This window comes from Rhizorhabdus antheiae, from assembly GCF_049889055.1.
In the GTDB taxonomy this organism is placed as follows: domain Bacteria; phylum Pseudomonadota; class Alphaproteobacteria; order Sphingomonadales; family Sphingomonadaceae; genus Rhizorhabdus.
Genome location: NZ_JBLTWO010000003.1, coordinates 130750 through 148073, shown reverse-complemented (window position 1 = coordinate 148073; position 17324 = coordinate 130750). Strand labels below are relative to the sequence as shown.

14 protein-coding genes are annotated in these 17324 nt (G+C 66.3%); 5 read left to right on the top strand and 9 right to left on the bottom strand.

The window, feature by feature from the left end; genetic code table 11:
- Nucleotides 1–311: 311 nt before the first annotated feature.
- The 8 genes from ACNI3R_RS08260 to ACNI3R_RS08225 all read right to left on the bottom strand — a co-directional run bounded on the left by ACNI3R_RS08260 (nucleotide 312) and on the right by ACNI3R_RS08225 (nucleotide 9296).
- The gene (locus ACNI3R_RS08260) at nucleotides 312–1010 is read right to left on the bottom strand and encodes a hypothetical protein (RefSeq protein ID WP_426181845.1); all 699 of its coding nucleotides are present in this window, start codon (nucleotides 1008–1010) and stop codon (nucleotides 312–314) included.
- A gap of 290 nt (nucleotides 1011–1300) precedes the next feature.
- Nucleotides 1301–3004, bottom strand: a complete 1704-nt coding sequence (locus ACNI3R_RS08255) for an ORC-CDC6 family AAA ATPase (RefSeq protein WP_426181842.1) — start codon at nucleotides 3002–3004, stop codon at nucleotides 1301–1303.
- Nucleotides 3005–3059: 55 nt separating this feature from the next.
- Entirely contained in the window at nucleotides 3060–4190 is a 1131-nt protein-coding gene (locus ACNI3R_RS08250) for an N-6 DNA methylase (protein ID WP_426181840.1), read from the bottom strand.
- 423 nt (nucleotides 4191–4613) lie between these two features.
- Nucleotides 4614–5540: an NAD(P)H-hydrate dehydratase gene (locus ACNI3R_RS08245; protein ID WP_426181837.1), complete on the bottom strand. Its 927-nt coding sequence runs from the start codon at nucleotides 5538–5540 to the stop codon at nucleotides 4614–4616.
- Between the two features lie 7 nt (nucleotides 5541–5547).
- On the bottom strand, nucleotides 5548–6309 hold the full coding sequence (locus ACNI3R_RS08240; protein ID WP_426181834.1) for a histidine phosphatase family protein: 762 nt from the start codon (nucleotides 6307–6309) through the stop codon (nucleotides 5548–5550).
- On the bottom strand, nucleotides 6309–7181 hold the full coding sequence (ypfJ, locus tag ACNI3R_RS08235) for a KPN_02809 family neutral zinc metallopeptidase (protein ID WP_426181832.1): 873 nt from the start codon (nucleotides 7179–7181) through the stop codon (nucleotides 6309–6311). The genes ACNI3R_RS08240 and ypfJ overlap by 1 nt, the downstream gene beginning before the upstream one ends.
- Nucleotides 7182–7251: 70 nt before the next feature.
- Nucleotides 7252–7953 (bottom strand): histidine utilization repressor, encoded by a 702-nt coding sequence (gene hutC / locus ACNI3R_RS08230; protein ID WP_426181829.1) that lies wholly within the window; start codon nucleotides 7951–7953, stop codon nucleotides 7252–7254.
- Nucleotides 7950–9296, bottom strand: a complete 1347-nt coding sequence (locus tag ACNI3R_RS08225; protein ID WP_426181826.1) for a formimidoylglutamate deiminase — start codon at nucleotides 9294–9296, stop codon at nucleotides 7950–7952. The genes hutC and ACNI3R_RS08225 overlap by 4 nt, the downstream gene beginning before the upstream one ends.
- Nucleotides 9297–9367: 71 nt before the next feature.
- On the opposite strand from ACNI3R_RS08225, the gene hutI reads away from it, so the two are divergent.
- From hutI to ACNI3R_RS08200, 5 genes are all read left to right on the top strand, one after another.
- Entirely contained in the window at nucleotides 9368–10582 is a 1215-nt protein-coding gene (gene hutI / locus ACNI3R_RS08220; protein ID WP_426181824.1) for an imidazolonepropionase, read from the top strand.
- On the top strand, nucleotides 10579–12108 hold the full coding sequence (hutH, locus tag ACNI3R_RS08215; protein ID WP_426181821.1) for a histidine ammonia-lyase: 1530 nt from the start codon (nucleotides 10579–10581) through the stop codon (nucleotides 12106–12108). Before hutI ends, hutH begins: the two co-directional genes overlap by 4 nt.
- Nucleotides 12105–12911 carry an N-formylglutamate deformylase gene (gene hutG, locus ACNI3R_RS08210; protein WP_426181818.1) on the top strand — a complete coding sequence of 269 codons (807 nt, stop codon included), beginning with the start codon at nucleotides 12105–12107 and terminating at the stop codon, nucleotides 12909–12911. The genes hutH and hutG overlap by 4 nt, the downstream gene beginning before the upstream one ends.
- A gap of 11 nt (nucleotides 12912–12922) precedes the next feature.
- A complete protein-coding gene (hutU, locus tag ACNI3R_RS08205) occupies nucleotides 12923–14602 on the top strand; it encodes a urocanate hydratase (RefSeq protein ID WP_426181815.1) in 1680 nt (559 codons plus the stop codon).
- 91 nt (nucleotides 14603–14693) lie between these two features.
- Entirely contained in the window at nucleotides 14694–16061 is a 1368-nt protein-coding gene (locus ACNI3R_RS08200) for a methyl-accepting chemotaxis protein (RefSeq protein WP_426181813.1), read from the top strand.
- A gap of 22 nt (nucleotides 16062–16083) precedes the next feature.
- Here the strand turns inward: ACNI3R_RS08200 and ACNI3R_RS08195 are convergent, their stop codons facing one another.
- Nucleotides 16084–17280: a cytochrome P450 gene (locus tag ACNI3R_RS08195; protein ID WP_426181811.1), complete on the bottom strand. Its 1197-nt coding sequence runs from the start codon at nucleotides 17278–17280 to the stop codon at nucleotides 16084–16086.
- Between the last annotated feature and the right edge of the window lie 44 nt (nucleotides 17281–17324).

The window sequence follows — 17324 nt, the reverse complement described above, 5'->3', positions numbered from 1 at the left end:
TGCTCGTGATGGATCGCAGGAGCGGACAGTAGGACAAACTGGCGGGTCGACTTCGTACCCCAATCACGATCGTTCGAATAGTCGAAAGCATTTCGAAAAAGCTGCCGGTTGTTGACCTATCGACGATCGAACGGTCAGGCAGTAGGCAGACCGTATACTTTCTATGCCCCGCTCGCACCGGACCACTTGGAAACGCGAGTTGAGGTATTTGACCGGAAGGCACGGCAGGAACAATTCGTGCGGTGCGATGAGGTTGAGGATAGCTTTCTGATAACGCCTCGCGGCGAAAAGATGCGAGTGATAGAGGGCAGTCAAGGTCCCGAAGGGCCGTCAGCAAGCTGCGAACCATCCGGCGGCGCATCCACTCCCCCTTTCGCGCCGGAGGCAAGCCTCTGTGTATTGCCGTTGGCCGCCTTCCGCATTGCGCGGGCACTCAGCCAGAAATCTCCGCCTGGTCGCACGTTCATTGCGAAGCTCGTATATGCCCGGCGCAGGGAGGGAGATGGCGGCACATCGGCCTGTGACGCGAAGATCCGATAATATGGTGCGAAGTGACGCTTGTCCTGTGCCCAATCCCACCTCCAAGTCCAAGGAACCTCCGGTACGGTCGCGCCCCCGTGGCGGACTGTCCGTTCCAAGACCGTAGCGAACAGGAAGTTGTTGAACGTTTTGACGAATGTTCGAAGGGTATCGGCGATGTCCTGCAAGTCGTCTACTGATGGGCGGAACGGGCGTTCCAAAAGCTGTCCGTGTGCGTCCAGTCCTAATTTTATGGCGTTACGGCTCCCCAGGCGCCCGCCTCGATGTACACAACAGTGACGCAGCTCACATATCCGCGAGAAGTCGCCCATGACGGCCTGCACCTCCGAACCTTTAAGCTGAATTCCGAGCACCTCGTCGAGCGCGTCGGCGATATTTTTGGCACTTGAAAACGAGTAACCCTCAAGCAGTGCTTCCGGCAGGCGGTCCTTTGCATGATGATATGCAGCGCCGTAGGGCAGCGTCTGCATCGCCACTCTGCTGCTTGCAATCGGGTCGACTAGGATGGTTCTCCGAATTACCGCCCTCACATATGACTCTACTGCCGAAGCGTAACCCAGCAGCACCAAGCTTCCGAGCGGTGTAGGAAGTTCCTGCGTGATATACTGGAGATATAGTCGATTGATGTCGTCCGTGCTCGCGATGAATAGATCGATTGGGCTGGCTTCCCGACGAAGGGGGGTGCGATCGAACATCGATTCCGTGTGTATGCTCGGTAGCGCCTGCAACGTCGTGACGGCGCGGTAATCGGCGCCGGACGTCAAGAGAGGAACTCGTCGACGAATTCGTTGATCCGCTCCAGTACACGGCTGGAACGGTATGGGCCAACCCCGCGCGCCTTCCGTAGCTCCGAGCCCGGATCTTGCATTGTTACGATGCTGCCTATCGTTTCAATCTTGAGTTCGCGAAGAGAGTCGCGGGTAAATCTCGAGAGATTGGGGATTTCGCTAATCGGTAGTCCCATGCACCGCGTAAACGTAGATCCGTCTAAAAGCTTCTTGCCGCACGCATGGCAGAATCGCTGTGTGTCGTTGAGCCGCGGCGTCTGACAGTGCTGGCATGGCGGAAGGTCGTAGTGCAGAGAATTGAGGCGAGCCGGGTCGATGAGTCGCGAGAGCGCCCGCCGCACAGGATGCTTCGATTTCTTTCCTCCGAGGGTCTCGACGATCGGTCGCGCTCCGCCGCCGCGCCCTCGAAAAATGGCGCGTTCCGCGATGAGAGCACCCACATGTGGCGATACCCGTCGCAACCGCCGGTCAGGTCCGTGGGACACCTCAGCGTCCTCCCGGACCAGACCAGCTTCGATCAGGAGATTTAGCATGCGGTTAGTCATCGGGTCGAAGCCGTCAGCATTGATTCCGACCTGCAGTTGAACGCCATCGGTTGAGCTGTCTGCGTTGGCTTCCTTCAGAGCTTCGACCAGCGAAGCGAAGAATGCAGCGCCGGTTTCTACCATGGTGCCCAGCTTAGGCAATTTCAGCGCCATTGATTTAAACTCGGACAATCGGGCGTCGCGATGACCCCGGATTAGTTGATTCAGAATAGCTTGGTCGGAGTTTTTGTCCGCTCGATCCATCCACGCGCGCATCATGGTCAAGTAGGCCCGCGGCACGCCAAAAGCTGCATACATCAGAGACTGCGACACGATTTCTGAGACGGCTTCGGAGCCGACGAGCCGACGCTGTGCAATGTCGCGCATAACATCGAGGTAGCGTGGTTCCGTGATTGAAAGCCACACTGGCACTGACTGACCCTCGTGATCAGCGTGGAATCGCGGCCCATACTCGGTCGTTCCTGGATAGACAGAAGCCTTGGGCGAGATGTCGTTGGCCTTCAATACCCGAACGATGTCGAAGAACTCGACGAGATACTCTGGGGTGAGAGTCAGCGCAGCATCGTCCAGCAAGACGATCGACCTCGTCCTGTCAGCCAGTTCCGCGGCGTCGCGGATCATGTCCTTCACCGTCTGGATACTGAGGGCAGCAATAACCGTCTGGTCCAGACTGGAGGCGGGAGTGCCACGCTCGACCCGCTCGACGAACTTACCGACCTCATCCTTGCTGACTGGAAAAGTGATCCAAAGCTTATTCGCGAACTTCCCGCTTAACGCCGAGAGAGCATCCGAACAGCCCAGCGCGATCAGCGCTAGAACCCATGCGTGGAAGAGCGGAATGGCATCAGAGCGGGAGCTGAGCAACGGCTCAAGACGAAGATAGCGATTGAAACTGACATAGATGGCGAATGGTGCCGAGCTCTTCTGCCGACAGCTGACCGCAGCGAACCGCATCATGTGTGTTTTCCCGCAACCGCGCGGCCCAACGATCAGCGTCAGCCCCTTGCGTAGTAGCGCACGATTGACCTCGTCGAAATGGTCTTGGACGATCGTATCGGTCCTGATCTGTTCGTCGGTAAGCTGGTCGGCGCGCTCTTCAAAGCCGTCGTCATCCTGCGTCGCTGTTGTCACCCCTGCCTCCCATTCCGGCCTAAACTAGAGCGCTGGCCCGACTAAACAACCCCGATCAGCCTATCCGCAAGTTGAGCAGTTCGTCCTTGGGAAGATGCCTCGCGGACACTCCTCGGACAGCGGCGGCGATGCCCGTACGGCCATCAGGAGACCGGAGCCAACGCCAGACGCGCTCCGTTACGGGCTGTGGGCAGCGAAGCCGGTAGACGCAGTCTGAGATGGGAAGAGTCCCACTGGTGACGAGCGCCACCTTGTTCTCGATGTTCCGATCAACTCGCGCGATCAGAATGTCGCCAGGGCCGGCCTCGACTGCATCAGGATAGGGGTTGCGCCCGCGAAGCTCAATCAAACCATGATCTGCCGCACTGACGAACCCATCGGTGTGAAAAAGCGCGCGACGCTCCGCCCGCGCCGTCGTGGCGCTCGTCACCCCGCGGACGACCTGCACGCCGAGGTCTGTAAGCTTCTCTCCTGCGCTGGAATCTTCCGGCGCCATACGAACGCGCCAGTCTGAGGAAGGCAGATCCGCTAGGTGAAGCCCAGCCTCATTGCCGTCCAAGATAGGCAGACGATACTTTCGTAGGACTACGAGATACGCTTTGGCGTCGGTACGGCGGAAGGTACTCGGCGGAAGTGATTCAACCGCAACCAGTTCGGCTAATTGCTCAAGTCGTTGCCTAAACCATCTTGCGCGAGTGCCCGCGACTAGGGTGTCTGGCATGATGGAAGCGACGATTCCGCCCGACTTCAAGAACCACAATGCCTGACCCAAAGCGGCCATCTCGGCCGTCACCGATCGGTCTCCCCTACCGGTAATCGATCTGTCTACGGACTGGGAGAGGTACTCGCAGCTAGGACGATGACCGAATGGAGGATTGGTAAGCACAAGGTCGAAGGTGCCGCCAGGTCCAAGGCTGCCATCATGCAAACGCAGGGCGTCGGCCACGACGTGCCGATGCACCTTTTCAGCCATGTCATCGAACTCAGGTCGAACCTCGGGGTCGTTGTCGATTGTCACCACATTGGCGGGCCGCCATCGATCGAGCGCGGCGGACGACAAGGCACCCGGCCCGGAGCAGAGGTCCAAAATACTCTCGGGCGGAGTCGGGACAAGCGCGATCAGTCGCTTGGCAACTTTTGCAGGCGTGTAGAACTTGCCGACAAGGCGCGTTGCATTTTTACTCAATGGGGCCTCCCTGAACGCACACCGTAAAGCGTCGGACGGCCGGGTACCAGTGGCATTATGGGGTTCAAGAGCTGGTTCGGCTGACGAGTGGCCGCAGTTGCGGGAGGGAATTGCCACACTTGGCTGGAAGCCTGTCTCAGTGCCAATAGCATCGCCAATGGAGCGTCCGCTCGTCGTCCCAAGCCCCTAAAGCTGTCATTCTTGAGCTGGCATAATGGCTCTTACTCTGCAGTCTCATTATGGTAGAGTCCGCATGACCGCTGCTTGCGACTCCTGCCGTTTGCAAAGTCGCAAGGAAAAAGCGGCTTCCTCTCGACCTCGGACGGTCAGGCCCAACTTATTCAATTATTTTTTAAGGTGTAGCACTTGGCGAAGCGTGGACAGCATTAGAGCCAGTGACCGCTAGGCTCTTTTGGTTTATGGCTAGGATTGGGTGCTCACGTTCAACCCGGCCCCTCCCCCCGCACCCGCCTCCTCGCGCAACCGCGGCACCTCTACCGGCAGGTCTCGCGCCAGAAACCCGATCGCACCATGCCGTTCGGCGGCGCGGCGGCCGGCTTCGCCGTGGAGCCACACGCCCCAGGCGGCGGCTTCGAAGGGGTCGGTGCCCTGCGCGGCCAATCCCGCGATGATGCCGGCCAGCACGTCGCCCGATCCGCCCGTCGCGAGGCCTACGCCGCCGCCGCGATAGAGGAGCGGGGTCCGGTCGGGGGCCACGATCAGCGTCTCCGCCGCCTTGAGCACCACGATCGAGGCGTAGCGCTGCGCGATCTCCTGCGCGCTGCCAAGCGGATTGCTGGCGATGTCCTCGATGTCGAAGCCACTGAGACTGGCCATCTCGCCATGGTGCGGGGTCATGATCACCCGGCCGGCCCGTCGCCCCACCAGCGCGTGCATGTTGCTCGCGCAAGAGATGGCGGCGGCGTCGAGGACGACCGACTGCTCGGGCTCCAACAGGTCGAGCAGACCTTCGATCAAAGCGGCAGCGCTGGGCTTGCTCACCATGCCGGGGCCGATCAGCAGCGTATCGGCATGGCGCGCCGGATTCTCCAGCCGCGCGACCGCCGCCGGGTCGATCTCGCCCTCCTCGTCGGTCGGCAGCGCGATCATCGCCGCTTCGGGAATGCGGACGCCCAGCGCCATCGCGGCGGCATCGACGGTCGCGACCTGGGGCTTGCCCGCGCCACTGCGCAGCACCGCCTCGCCGGTCAGCGCCAGCGCGCCCGGCACGAACAGGCTGCCGCCGATCAGCAGCACCCGGCCGCGCGCATTCTTGTCGGTGCCCGCATGGTGATCGGGCAGCGAGTGCGCCGCCAGCCAGTCCCTGTCTAGGGCCTCGGATGCCGTCATCAGCCCCTCACCCTCGCGCGCCCATGATCGGGTCGGGCTCGCGCGTCACCGGCGCCGCCTCGCGTTCGATCGGCGCGGTGACATTGTAGCGCGCCAGCACGAGCGCGCCGTTGCGGCCGGCGTCGGGGTCGAAGCGATATTCGGTGATCGAGCAATTGGCGACGTCGGCCTCGCGGTCGATCGCCAATATCTCTTCCTCGCTGAGATTCTCGATGATGTAGCGCAGGCAGAGGACGACGACCTGGTGCGCGAAGATCATCACCCGGCGCCCGGCATAGTGGAGCGAGATGGTGTCGAGCACCGAGCGCAGCCGCAGGATGACGTCGCACCAGCTCTCCCCGCCGGGCGGGCGATGGTAGAATTTGCCGAGCAGCCTGCGAAACCCGGCCTGCTCGGGGTGGACGCTGCCGATGCCGCGCGTCGTCAGCCCGTCGAGGATGCCGAACTCCTTTTCGCGCAGCCGCTCGTCCATGCAGATCGCCTCGTCGGGCTCGGCCCCGCCGGCTGCGCGAAAGCGCCGGGCGGTCTGCCGCGCGCGCAGATAGGGCGAGGCGAGCAGCACGTCGGGGCGTTCGTCCGGATGGGCCATGCGGAACCAGTGGCCGAGCGCATCGGCCTGCCGTTCGCCGAGCGGGCTGAGGGGCACGTCGACGTCGCGCCCATGGATCGCAATCCGGTCGAGCTCGGCCTCATGCGCGGCATCGCGCGCGACATTGCCGGCGCTCTGGCCGTGACGGACGAGCCACAGCCGGTCGGGCCAGCGCTGCATCAGCGCAGCGCCCCTTCGAAGGTATCGCAGCGCGCGGGATCGCCGCTGCTCAGGCCGCGCCGGAGCCAGGCCTGACGCTCGGCGGCGCTGCCATGGGTGAAAGCCTCGGGCACGACCTCGCCCTGCGACGCCTTTTGCAGCGTGTCGTCGCCGACCGCCGCCGCCGCGCGCAGCCCGGCCTCGGCATCGCCGGGCTCGAGCAGGTTGCGGTCCTGCGCCGCCCAGACGCCGGCATAGCAATCGGCCTGCAGTTCGACCTTGACCTGCAGCGCATTGGCCTCGCGCTCGCTCAGCTGCCGCTGCGCACGCTGGACCTGGCCGAGCGTGCCCTCCAGCGCCTGAATATGATGGCCGACTTCATGGGCGATGACATAGGCCTGCGCGAAATCGCCCGGTGCGCCGAAGCGGTTGGCGAGTTCGTCGAAAAAGGCGGTGTCGAGATAGATGCGGCTGTCGGCCGGGCAATAGAAAGGCCCCGCCGACGCGTTGGCGAAGCCGCAGCCCGCCTGGGTGCCGCCCGAATAGAAGACCAAGGTCGTCGGGCGATAGGTCGCGCCCTGCGCCTCGAACAGGCGGCCCCAGACGCGCTCGGTCGAGCCGAGGATCTTGAGCGACTGGCTCATCACCGGCGTCTTTTCAGCCGGCGCCGAGCCCGGCACGCTGCGCTCCGTGGTCGGCGCGACCTCGCCCGATCCGCCCAGCAGCGAAAACGGGTTCACGCCCAGCACCATCGAGATGATCAGGATGACGACCAGCGAGCCGCAGCCGAGCCCGCCGCGCCCTAATGGGATGCCGATGGGAAGCCCGAAGCCCCCGCCGCTGCCCGAGCGTATCTCGAAATTGCTGCTTTCGCTTTCGTCGTCGAGCCGCATGCCTGCCTCCGTCGCAGAACAATGCGCCGGAGCCGATATGGTTGCGCGCGGCAATGTCCGGTCCGACGCCTCAGGCGAGGAAGCCCGCCTCCAGAGCATAGCGGTCGCCCGGATAGGTGAGGCGGACCCAGGTGATCCGCGCATCGTTGCGCCAGGTCCAGCGCTCGACCGAAAGACAGGGCGAGCCGAGCGGGACGCCGAGCCGTTCGGCCACCGGCAGCCTGGCGGCGATGGCGGCGATGCGGTGGCGCGCGTCGGTCCAGGGGACATGGCCCAGCAGCCAGCGGCCGGGGCTCTCCGCTGCGAAGTCGACCGCGCGCGCCGCCGGCACCGCGTCGAGGCTGATCAGCCGCTCCTCCAGCGCAAAGGGGCGATCCTCGGCGCGGTGCAGGCAGCGCAGCCACAGCACCGCCCCGCCCGCGACGCCCAGCCGCTCGCGGTCGAGCGCGTCGGCCTCGCGCTCGACCCGCTCGATCAGGCCCAGCCGGTGCACCTGCCCCCGCGCAGCGATCTCGACCGAGACGTCGGGGATCTCCAGCGCGGCGCGGTGCGCGGTGGGGGCTGCGACGAAGCTGCCGGCGCGCTTGCGGCGTTCGATCAGGCCCCGGTCGACCAGGCCGTCGATCGCCTTGTGCACGGTCATCCGCGAGCAGCCATAGGCGGTCATCAGCTCATGTTCGGGCGGCAGCTTGTGGCCCGCCTCCCATGTGCCCGACATGATGCGCTCCTCGATCTCCTGCCGGATGCGATCGTGGATCGAGATACGCGTCATGCGAGCAGGTCCTCCAGCGTGCGGCGGTAGCGGGCGGCAATGCGGTCGCGCGCAACATGGCGACCGCCCCTAACGACCTGCCGCCCGCGCCGCCAGAGCCCGTCGATCGCGCGCGATCCGGCGGCGAAGATCAGCCCGTCGAGGATCGCATCGCCGCGCCGGCCCGCCAGCGAGACATGGTCCATGTCGAGCGTGACGAAATCGGCCGGGCCCTCGGCGATCGCGCTGGCAGCGCCCAGCGCCTGCCCTCCCCCGGCCAGCGCCGCGCGATAGAGCGCGCCGCCGGTCGATCCGCCTGGCGCGGCGAACAGGTTCCGCCGCCGCCGCGCCAGCCGCTGGCCATATTCGAGCAGCCGCAATTCCTCGGTCGCGTCGATCAGGACGTTCGAGTCCGAACCGATGCCGATGGCGCCGCCGAAATGCTCGGCCGGAAATATACCGTCGCCCAGATTGGCCTCGGTGATCGGACACAGCCCCGCGACCACGTCCGCCTCGCACATCCGCCGCGCCTCGTCCGGCGTGACGTGCGTCGCATGGACCAGGCACCAGTCGGGGCCGACGGGCGCATGGTCGAGCAGCCAGTCGACCGGGCGCGCGCCGCTCCAGGCGAGGCAGTCAGCGACCTCCTTCTCCTGTTCGGCGATGTGGATATGGACCGGGCCGGGGCTCAGCGCCGCGACCGCGCGCAGCTGCTCGCCCGTCGTCGCGCGCAGGCTGTGCGGCGCCACGCCCAGCACGGCATCGGGCAGCGCCGCCACGACCGGCCCCAGCGCCTCGACCAGCCGGGCGAAACCGTCGACATCGTGGAGAAAGCGCCGCTGCGCCTCGCCGGGCGGCTGGCCGCCGAACCCGCCTTGGGCATAGAAGACCGGAAGATGGGACAGCGCGATGCCGCTTTCGCGCGCCGCCTCGACGATCGCGCGGCTCATCGTCGCCGGGTCGGCATAGGCGGCGCCATCCCGGTCATGGTGAAGATAGTGGAACTCGCCGGCGCGGGTGAAGCCTGTCTCCAGCATCTCGACATAGGCCATGGCGGCGATCGCGAGCAGCTGGTCGGGCGTCATCCGCCCGACGAAGCGGTACATCAGCTCGCGCCAGGTCCAGAAGCTGTCGGGGCCATGCCCTGCCACCTCGGCGAGCCCCGCCATGCCGCGCTGGAAGGCGTGGCTGTGGAGATTGGGCAGTCCCGGCAGCGCCACCGCCGCCCGCTCGTCGCCGGCCTCGGCGCGCTGGCCCGGCCGGACCTGCTCGATCCAGCCGGTGTCGTTGACGGCGATGCGCACGTCGTCGGCCCAACCACCCGGCAGCAGCGCCTGGCCGAAATGAAAGTGCCTGTCCGCCATCTCCGGCCTCCTTCGATAATGTCTATACATTATTGGAAGGCGGTGCAATGATGATGGCGGAGACTCGAAACATGCGGTGCGACCGTCTTTGGAAACAGGCGCGGCTGGCGACGATGGCCGGCGCAGGGCCGACCGGTGCAGGATTGGGCGTCGTCGAGGACGGCGTCGTCGCCGCACGCGACGGCGAGATTCTCTATGCCGGTCCCGCAAGCGACGCGCCCCGCTTCGACCCGGTCGAGACGACCGACTGCGGCGGCCGCTGGATCACGCCTGGGCTGATCGACTGCCACACCCACATCGTCCACGCCGGTAACCGCGCCCACGAGTTCGAGCTGCGGCTGGAGGGTGCCTCCTACGAAGAAATCGCGCGGGCCGGCGGCGGCATCGTCTCGACCATGGCAGCGACGCGGGCCGCCGATGAAGACCAACTGGTCGAAGGCGCCCTGCCCCGCGTCGACCGGCTGATCGCCGAGGGCGTGACGACGATCGAGATCAAGTCGGGCTATGGCCTGAACCTCGACACCGAGTTGCGCATGCTCCGCGCTGCGCGCCGGATCGGCAGCGCGCGGGCGATCGGCGTGCGGACCACGCTGCTCGGCGCCCATGCGCTTCCCCCGGAATATCGCGACGATCCCGACGGCTATGTCGATCTGGTCTGCACGCAGATGATCCCGGCCGCCGCCCAAGCCGGGCTGGCCGATGCAGTCGATGCCTTTTGCGAGGGGATCGGCTTCACGCCAGACCAGACGCAGCGCGTGTTCGACGCGGCGCGCAAGACGGGCCTGCCGGTCAAGCTCCACGCCGAGCAGCTGTCGAACCTCCACGGCGCGCGGCTGGCGGCCGAGGCCGGCGCGCTGTCGGCCGACCATCTCGAATATCTGGACGACGACGGCGTAGAGGCGATGGCCCGTGCCGGCACCGTCGCCACGCTGCTGCCCGGCGCCTTCTATTTCACCCGCGAGGAGCGCAAGCCGCCGGTCGCGGCGCTGCGCGCGGCGGGCGTGCCGATCGCGCTGGCGACCGACTGCAATCCCGGCACCGCGCCGCTGACCTCGATCCTGCTCGCGATGAACATGGGGGCGACGCTGTTCCGGCTGACGGTCGAGGAATGCCTGCTCGCGGTGACGCGCAATGCCTCCCGCGCGCTCGGCCTGCAGGACCGCGCCGGCACGCTCGAGGCCGGCAAGCAATGCGACCTCGCCATCTGGGATGTCGAGCATCTGGCCGAACTGGTCTATCGGATGGGGGACACCCCCCTCCACGGCCGTGTGTGGAAGGGCTTATGAACACGATCTTCTTGAAGCCCGGCGCGGTGACGCTGGCCGACTGGCGCGCCATCTATCGCGGCGCGGTGCCGACGCTCGATCCGGCATCGATGGGGCCGATCGAGGCGAGCGCCGCTGCCGTGGAGCGGATCATCGCGCGGCATGAACCCGTCTATGGGTTGAACACGGGCTTCGGCAAGCTCGCCAGCGTCAGGATCGGTGACGAGGATCTGGCCACGCTTCAGCGCAATATCGTGCTGAGCCATGCCGCCGGTACGGGCGCCCCCTCCCCGGTGCCCGTCGTTCGGCTCATGATGGCGCTCAAGCTCGCCAGCCTCGCGCAGGGCGCATCGGGCGTCCGGCCCGAGACGATCCGGCTGCTCGAAGCGATGCTGTTCGCAGGGCTCACCCCCGTCATCCCCGCCCAGGGCTCGGTCGGCGCCAGCGGCGACCTCGCTCCGCTCGCGCATATGGCGGCGGCGATGATCGGGGTCGGCCATATCCAGATCGCGGGCAAGACGCTGACCGCCGGCGGCGCGCTGGCGAAGGCCGGGCTCAACCCGCTGACGCTCGGGCCCAAAGAAGGGCTGGCGCTGCTCAACGGCACCCAATTCTCCACCGCCAATGCGCTGGCCGGGCTGTTCGAGACCGAGACCCTGTTCCAGTCGGCGCTCGTCACCGGCGCGCTGGCGACCGAGGCGGCGAAGGGCTCCGACACGCCGTTCGACGACCGCATCCACCAGCTGCGCCGCCAGCCGGGCCAGATCGAGGTCGCCGCGACGCTGCGCGACCTGATGGCCGGATCGGCGATCCGCGCGAGCCATCTCGAAGGCGACGCCCGGGTGCAGGACCCCTATTGCCTGCGCTGCCAGCCGCAGGTGATGGGCGCGGTGCTCGACATGCTGCGCCACGCCGCCGGCACGCTTGAGATCGAGGCCAATGGCGTCACCGACAATCCGCTGATCTTCTCCGACACCGACGAGGCGTTGTCGGGCGGCAATTTCCATGCCGAACCCGTCGCCTTCGCCGCCGATATGATCGCGCTCGCCATCTGCGAGATCGGATCGATCACCGAACGCCGCATCGCGATGCTCGTCGATCCCGCGCTGTCGGGCCTGCCCGCTTTCCTGACGCCCAAGCCGGGGCTCAATTCGGGCTTCATGATCCCGCAGGTGACGGCGGCGGCGCTCGTGTCCGAGAACAAGCAGCGTGCGACACCGGCGAGCGTGGACTCGCTGCCGACCTCGGCCAATCAGGAAGACCATGTCTCGATGGCCGCCCATGGCGCGCGGCGGCTGCTCGACATGGCGGCCAATGCGGGCGCGGTCGTCGGGATCGAGCTGCTCGCCGCCGTGCAGGGCTGCGACTTCCACCAGCCGCTGGCGTCGAGTGACGTGCTGGAGGCGGTGCGGCGCCTGTTGCGGGCGCAGGTGCCGATGCTGCAGGAAGACCGCCACTTTCACCCCGACATGGAGGCCGCCAACGCCCTTATCCGCTCGGGCGCGGTCGTGCGCGCGGCGGCCTGCGACCTGCCGGGGATTGCATGACCGACTGGCTGGAGATCAAGCAGCGAGAGGCGCCGCTTATCGTCGCCTTCCCCCATAGCGGCACCGACATTCCCGCCGACTATGAAGACCGCTTCGCGTCGCTCTGGCTCGCCCGCAAGGATGCCGACTGGTGGATCGACCGGGTCTATGGCTTCGCCGCCGATCTCGGCGCGACCACCGTCCGCACCCGCATCTCGCGCAGCGTGATCGACGTGAACCGCGATCCCTCGGGCGCCTCGCTCTATCCGGGCATGACCACGACCGAACTCTGTCCGACGACGACCTTCGCTGGCGAACCGCTCTACCGCGACCGGACGCCCGACGAGCAGGAGATCGCCGATCGCCGCACCCGCTATTTCGAGCCCTATCATCAGGCGTTGACGGCGGAGATCGAGCGGCTGCGTGCCCGCCACGGCCAGGTCGTACTCTACGACGCCCATTCGATCCTCAGCCACATGCCCCGCCTGTTCGACGGCCAGCTGCCGCTGTTCAACATCGGCACCAACGGCGGCTCGACCTGCGCCCCCGCGCTGCGTGAGGCGGTCGAAGCGGTGGTGGCCGGCAGCGGCGAGAGCCATGTCGTCGACGGGCGTTTCCGGGGCGGCTGGACGACGCGCCACTACGGACAGCCGCAGGACGGGGTTCATGCGATCCAGATGGAGCTGGCGATGCGCGGCTATCTCGACGAGCCCGCGACACCGACGCCAGACAGCTGGCCCGCCCCTTTCGCGCCGCGGCCCGAAACCATCGCCACGCTGCGCCAGGTGCTCGACGCCTGCCTCGCCTTCGCCTGCACCCGCTGAACGGACAAGCCATGACCCGCCTCGACAACAGCCGCACCATCCGCCCTGCCACCGGCACCACGCTATCGGCCAAGAGCTGGCTGACCGAGGCGCCACTGCGGATGCTGATGAACAACCTTCACCCTGACGTCGCCGAGCGGCCCGAGGAGCTGGTCGTCTATGGCGGGATCGGCCGCGCCGCGCGCGACTGGGAAAGCTATGACCGGATCGTCGAGACGCTGCGCCGGCTGGAGGACGACCAGACGCTGCTGATCCAGTCGGGCAAGCCGGTCGGCGTGTTCCGCACCCACGCCGACGCGCCGCGCGTGCTGATCGCCAATTCCAACCTCGTGCCCAAATGGGCCAACTGGGAGCATTTCGCCGAGCTCGATCGCAAGGGTCTGGCGATGTACGGCCAGATGACCGCCGGCAGCTGGATCTATATCGGCACGCAGGGCATCGTTCAGGGCACCTACGAGACCTTCGTCGAAATGGGACGCCAGCATCATGGCGGCGACCTGTCTGGCCGCTGGCTGCTGACCGCAGGCCTGGGCGGCATGGGCGGCGCGCAGCCACTGGCGGCAGTCATGGCCGGCGCCTCCTGCCTCGCGATCGAATGCCAGCCCAGCCGGATCGAGATGCGCCTGCGCACCGGCTATCTCGACCGCGCCGCCGAGACGATCGACGACGCGATGGCGATCATCGAGGAGAGTTGCGCCGCGCGCACGCCGCTGTCGGTCGGCCTGCTCGGCAATGCTGCCGAAATCCTGCCCGAACTCTACCGGCGCGGCATCCGCCCCGACCTGCTCACCGACCAGACCTCGGCGCATGATCCGGTCAACGGCTATCTGCCCGCCGGCTGGACGGTTGCCGAGTGGATCGAGCGGCGCGAGCGCGAGCCCGAAGTCGTTGCAAAGGCCGCCAGGGCGTCGATGGCCGCGCATGTCCGCGCAATGCTCGACTTCCGGGCGGCCGGTGTGCCGACCACCGATTATGGCAACAACATCAGGCAGATGGCGAAGGACGAGGGCGTCGAAAATGCGTTCGATTTTCCCGGCTTCGTCCCTGCCTATATCCGTCCGCTTTTCTGCCGCGGGGTCGGCCCGTTCCGCTGGGTCGCGCTGTCGGGCGACCCCGAGGATATCTGGAAGACCGACGCCAAGGTGAAGGAGCTTCTGCCCGACGACACCCATCTGCATCGCTGGCTCGACATGGCGCGCGAGCGCATCCAGTTCCAGGGCCTTCCCGCCCGCATCTGCTGGGTGGGCCTCGGCGACCGTCACCGGCTTGGGCTCGCTTTCAATGCCATGGTCGCGAGCGGCGAGTTGAAGGCGCCCGTCGTGATCGGCCGCGACCATCTCGACAGCGGCTCGGTCGCCAGCCCCAACCGCGAGACCGAAGCAATGCGCGACGGCAGCGACGCGGTCTCCGACTGGCCCCTGCTCAATGCCCTTCTCAACACCGCCTCAGGCGCGACCTGGGTGTCGCTGCATCATGGCGGCGGCGTGGGCATGGGCTATTCGCAGCATTCGGGGATGGTCATCGTCGCCGACGGCAGCGAGGCGGCGGCGCGGCGGCTGGAGCGGGTATTGTGGAACGACCCCGCGACCGGCGTCATGCGCCACGCCGATGCCGGCTATGACATCGCGCTCGACTGCGCACGAGCGCAGGGGCTCGATTTGCCGGCCATCATCGGCGAACCATTACGCTAGGGTAACGGCGCCTTATTTGCGGTAGGCGGCCGTGCTGCTTACCTTTCATTAACCAGAAGGGGTTCATTGCCGCGTCCAAGAGGAGAAGGCCATGGACATGGCGGCCGTTGCACGTCCCGCGAAGGACGCACGATCGAAGGCGCTGACCGACGAGGATTTCCTCCGACGGATCCAGACCTATGATGCCGGGGGCCGGCTGCGGGAGCGGCTCGCCGCACTGTGGGATCGCGCATCGGACATCATCCTCGACGCAGCGCGCGATCACTGGGAACCGGTGCTGCGGTCGCTGCGCAAGCGACCCGGCAACGAAAATCTATCCTTCGACGTCGCCCATCTGATCGATCGACGGCGCTTTCTCTATACCCGGCCGATCGATCTCGACTGGATGCGGATCCTCAACCAGACGGCAAAGTTCATCCACCGGCTCGAGGTGCCCGCCCCCACTTTCCTGATGGAGATGTATGGCGAAACGCATCTGGCGGTCGATCGGATCGCCGAGCGGTTCTCGGACGATCCCGCCTTTATCCTGTTCGCTCAACGCAGCATCAACATGCTCGGCGGGGTCGAACTCGAACTGACCCTGTCCTATGACAATGCGATCCGCCAGACGCGCGCGTCGATGGCTCGCGAGGCCGCCAGCGAAGCCTTCCGTACCGATATCGGGGATATGGTGGCGACCACGCGGGTTCGCTCGCGGTCGCTGAGCGCGCAGACCGGAACAACGGCAGCTACGACGCGCGGGATGCTCGGCAAGGCATCCGAGGTGGCCGCAGCATCCGAACAATCCGCCAGCGCGATGCGCGAAGCCGCGATCACCGCCGCCGGGCTCATCCGGGCGATTGCGGATGCGCGCCACGAGGTCGAGCAGGCCGCCAGCGTCGCGACCCGGGCCGCCGATCAGTCAACCGATGCCGTCGCCGTCTCGGAAGCGCTGTCGACCCACGCCCGTGCAATCGAGTCGATCCTCGGCTTGATTCGCGACATTGCCGGGCAGACCAATCTGCTGGCCCTGAACGCAACGATCGAGGCCGCCCGCGCCGGCGACGCCGGGCGTGGCTTTGCCGTCGTCGCGCAGGAGGTGAAGAACCTCGCCAGCCAGACTGCGCGCGCCACCGACGACATTGCCCAGAAGATCATGGCGATCCAGTCGGCCACACGGCAGGCCCTCGACGCCAATGGATCGATCCGGGCCACTGTCGGCGAGGTCAAGCAGCGTGCCGAGCGAATTCGGCAGGCGATGGACGAACAGGCCACCACCGTAACCAGCATCACCGGCGCGGTCGACGAGACCGCGCTCGCGGCGGATACGATGTCGCTGACCATCTCCGCCATCCGGGCGGAGACCGAAGCGGTGGCCAGCGAGATCGACGCGCTCGCCAGCGGCTTCCGTCATGTCGACGACGAACTGGGCCGGCTCGAGACGACCGCACACGAGTTCGCGACGCGCTTCGTCGTCTGAGCTTCGGGCCCGCGCCGATGCGTCAGTCCCAGATCAGCGGCAGCGCGGTACAGGCGCCGACATTACCACCCTTCATCATGACCGGTTTGTCGGGATCGAGCCGGATATCGGGCATGTTGGCAAGCCATTCGCGCAGGAAGACGATCACCTCCATGCGCGCGAGACCCGCGCCGACGCAGCGATGCGCGCCTGCACCCAGCGTCGTGTGGCGCGTGGGATTGAGGGCGCGGTCATAGCGCACCTCCTCCGGCACCTCGAAGGCCGATGGGTCGAGATTATGGAGGACACTGGGAAGATAGACGATGTCTCCGGCCCGGACCTGCACACCGTCGATCTCCATGTCGACCACCGCATTGCGGCTGACCGAGACGGTCGGATAGCGGCGCATCAGTTCGTCGGCCGCCTGCGGCAGAAGTTCGGGGTGGGCCCGCAAATAGGTCTGGTCCTGCGGATGCCGTGCGAGATGCAGCGTAATCATCCCGATCATCGCCACGACGGTATCGAGACCGCCGAACAGCAGGTTGCGGCACATGCGCCGCGCCTCGTCCATAGTCCAGGGACGGCCGTCGACGCCCGCGACGAAGATCCGGCTGAACAGATCCTCGCCCGGATTGGCCATGCGCGCTTCGATGAAAGGGCGCAGATAATCGTCCGCCGCATCGCGCAACTGCTCGACCGTCATCGAGCCATCGGGCCGCGTGAGCTGCGCACCCAGCGCGCGCAGGCGGGGGCGATCGGTCAGGGGCACGTCGATCAGCGTCAGGAAGATGTGCAGCGGGAGGATCTCCGCGAACTCCTCGACGAACTCGCACGCCCCCGCCGGCTTGATCGTGGCGATCAGCTCGCGCGTGACCTCCGCGACCTTGGGCTCCAGCGCCACGACATAGCGCGAAGCCAGCCCCTTCATCACCGACAGGCGGAAGGGTCCGTGCTCGGGCGGATCCTGCTGCAGCGGGATGAACTTCATCATCTCGCCCAGACCGGGCGTCACCGCGAGTACCTCGCTCGACAGACGCTCACTATCGGCCCACAGACTGCGCACAATGTCGCCACGCGTGGCGATCCAGTGGCCGCCATTGGCCGTGGTCCAGACCATGCCCGGACCCTCGGGCCGCGCAAGCCTCTGCCAGGCGGCGAAATAGTCGCTCTCGACCCCCGGCGGGTTGAAGATGTCAAAATCGACGACCCTGTCGCTTGCGACGCCTGACGGCACACCCATTCGGCTTTCCTCTCTCCCGTGCGCCTCATGTGGGACACCCCCGG

Excerpts from the sequence above, each read along its gene's own strand:
- ACNI3R_RS08260 (WP_426181845.1), bottom strand. The coding sequence starts at position 1,010 with ATGCAGACGCTGCCCTACGGCGCTGCATATCATCATGCAAAGGACCGC.
- ACNI3R_RS08245 (WP_426181837.1), bottom strand. The coding sequence starts at position 5,540 with ATGACGGCATCCGAGGCCCTAGACAGGGACTGGCTGGCGGCGCACTCG.
- ACNI3R_RS08240 (WP_426181834.1), bottom strand. The coding sequence starts at position 6,309 with ATGCAGCGCTGGCCCGACCGGCTGTGGCTCGTCCGTCACGGCCAGAGC.
- ypfJ (WP_426181832.1), bottom strand. The coding sequence starts at position 7,181 with ATGCGGCTCGACGACGAAAGCGAAAGCAGCAATTTCGAGATACGCTCG.
- hutC (WP_426181829.1), bottom strand. The coding sequence starts at position 7,953 with ATGACGCGTATCTCGATCCACGATCGCATCCGGCAGGAGATCGAGGAG.
- ACNI3R_RS08225 (WP_426181826.1), bottom strand. The coding sequence starts at position 9,296 with ATGGCGGACAGGCACTTTCATTTCGGCCAGGCGCTGCTGCCGGGTGGT.
- hutI (WP_426181824.1), top strand. The coding sequence starts at position 9,368 with ATGCGGTGCGACCGTCTTTGGAAACAGGCGCGGCTGGCGACGATGGCC.
- hutH (WP_426181821.1), top strand. The coding sequence starts at position 10,579 with ATGAACACGATCTTCTTGAAGCCCGGCGCGGTGACGCTGGCCGACTGG.
- hutG (WP_426181818.1), top strand. The coding sequence starts at position 12,105 with ATGACCGACTGGCTGGAGATCAAGCAGCGAGAGGCGCCGCTTATCGTC.
- hutU (WP_426181815.1), top strand. The coding sequence starts at position 12,923 with ATGACCCGCCTCGACAACAGCCGCACCATCCGCCCTGCCACCGGCACC.
- ACNI3R_RS08200 (WP_426181813.1), top strand. The coding sequence starts at position 14,694 with ATGGACATGGCGGCCGTTGCACGTCCCGCGAAGGACGCACGATCGAAG.
- ACNI3R_RS08195 (WP_426181811.1), bottom strand. The coding sequence starts at position 17,280 with ATGGGTGTGCCGTCAGGCGTCGCAAGCGACAGGGTCGTCGATTTTGAC.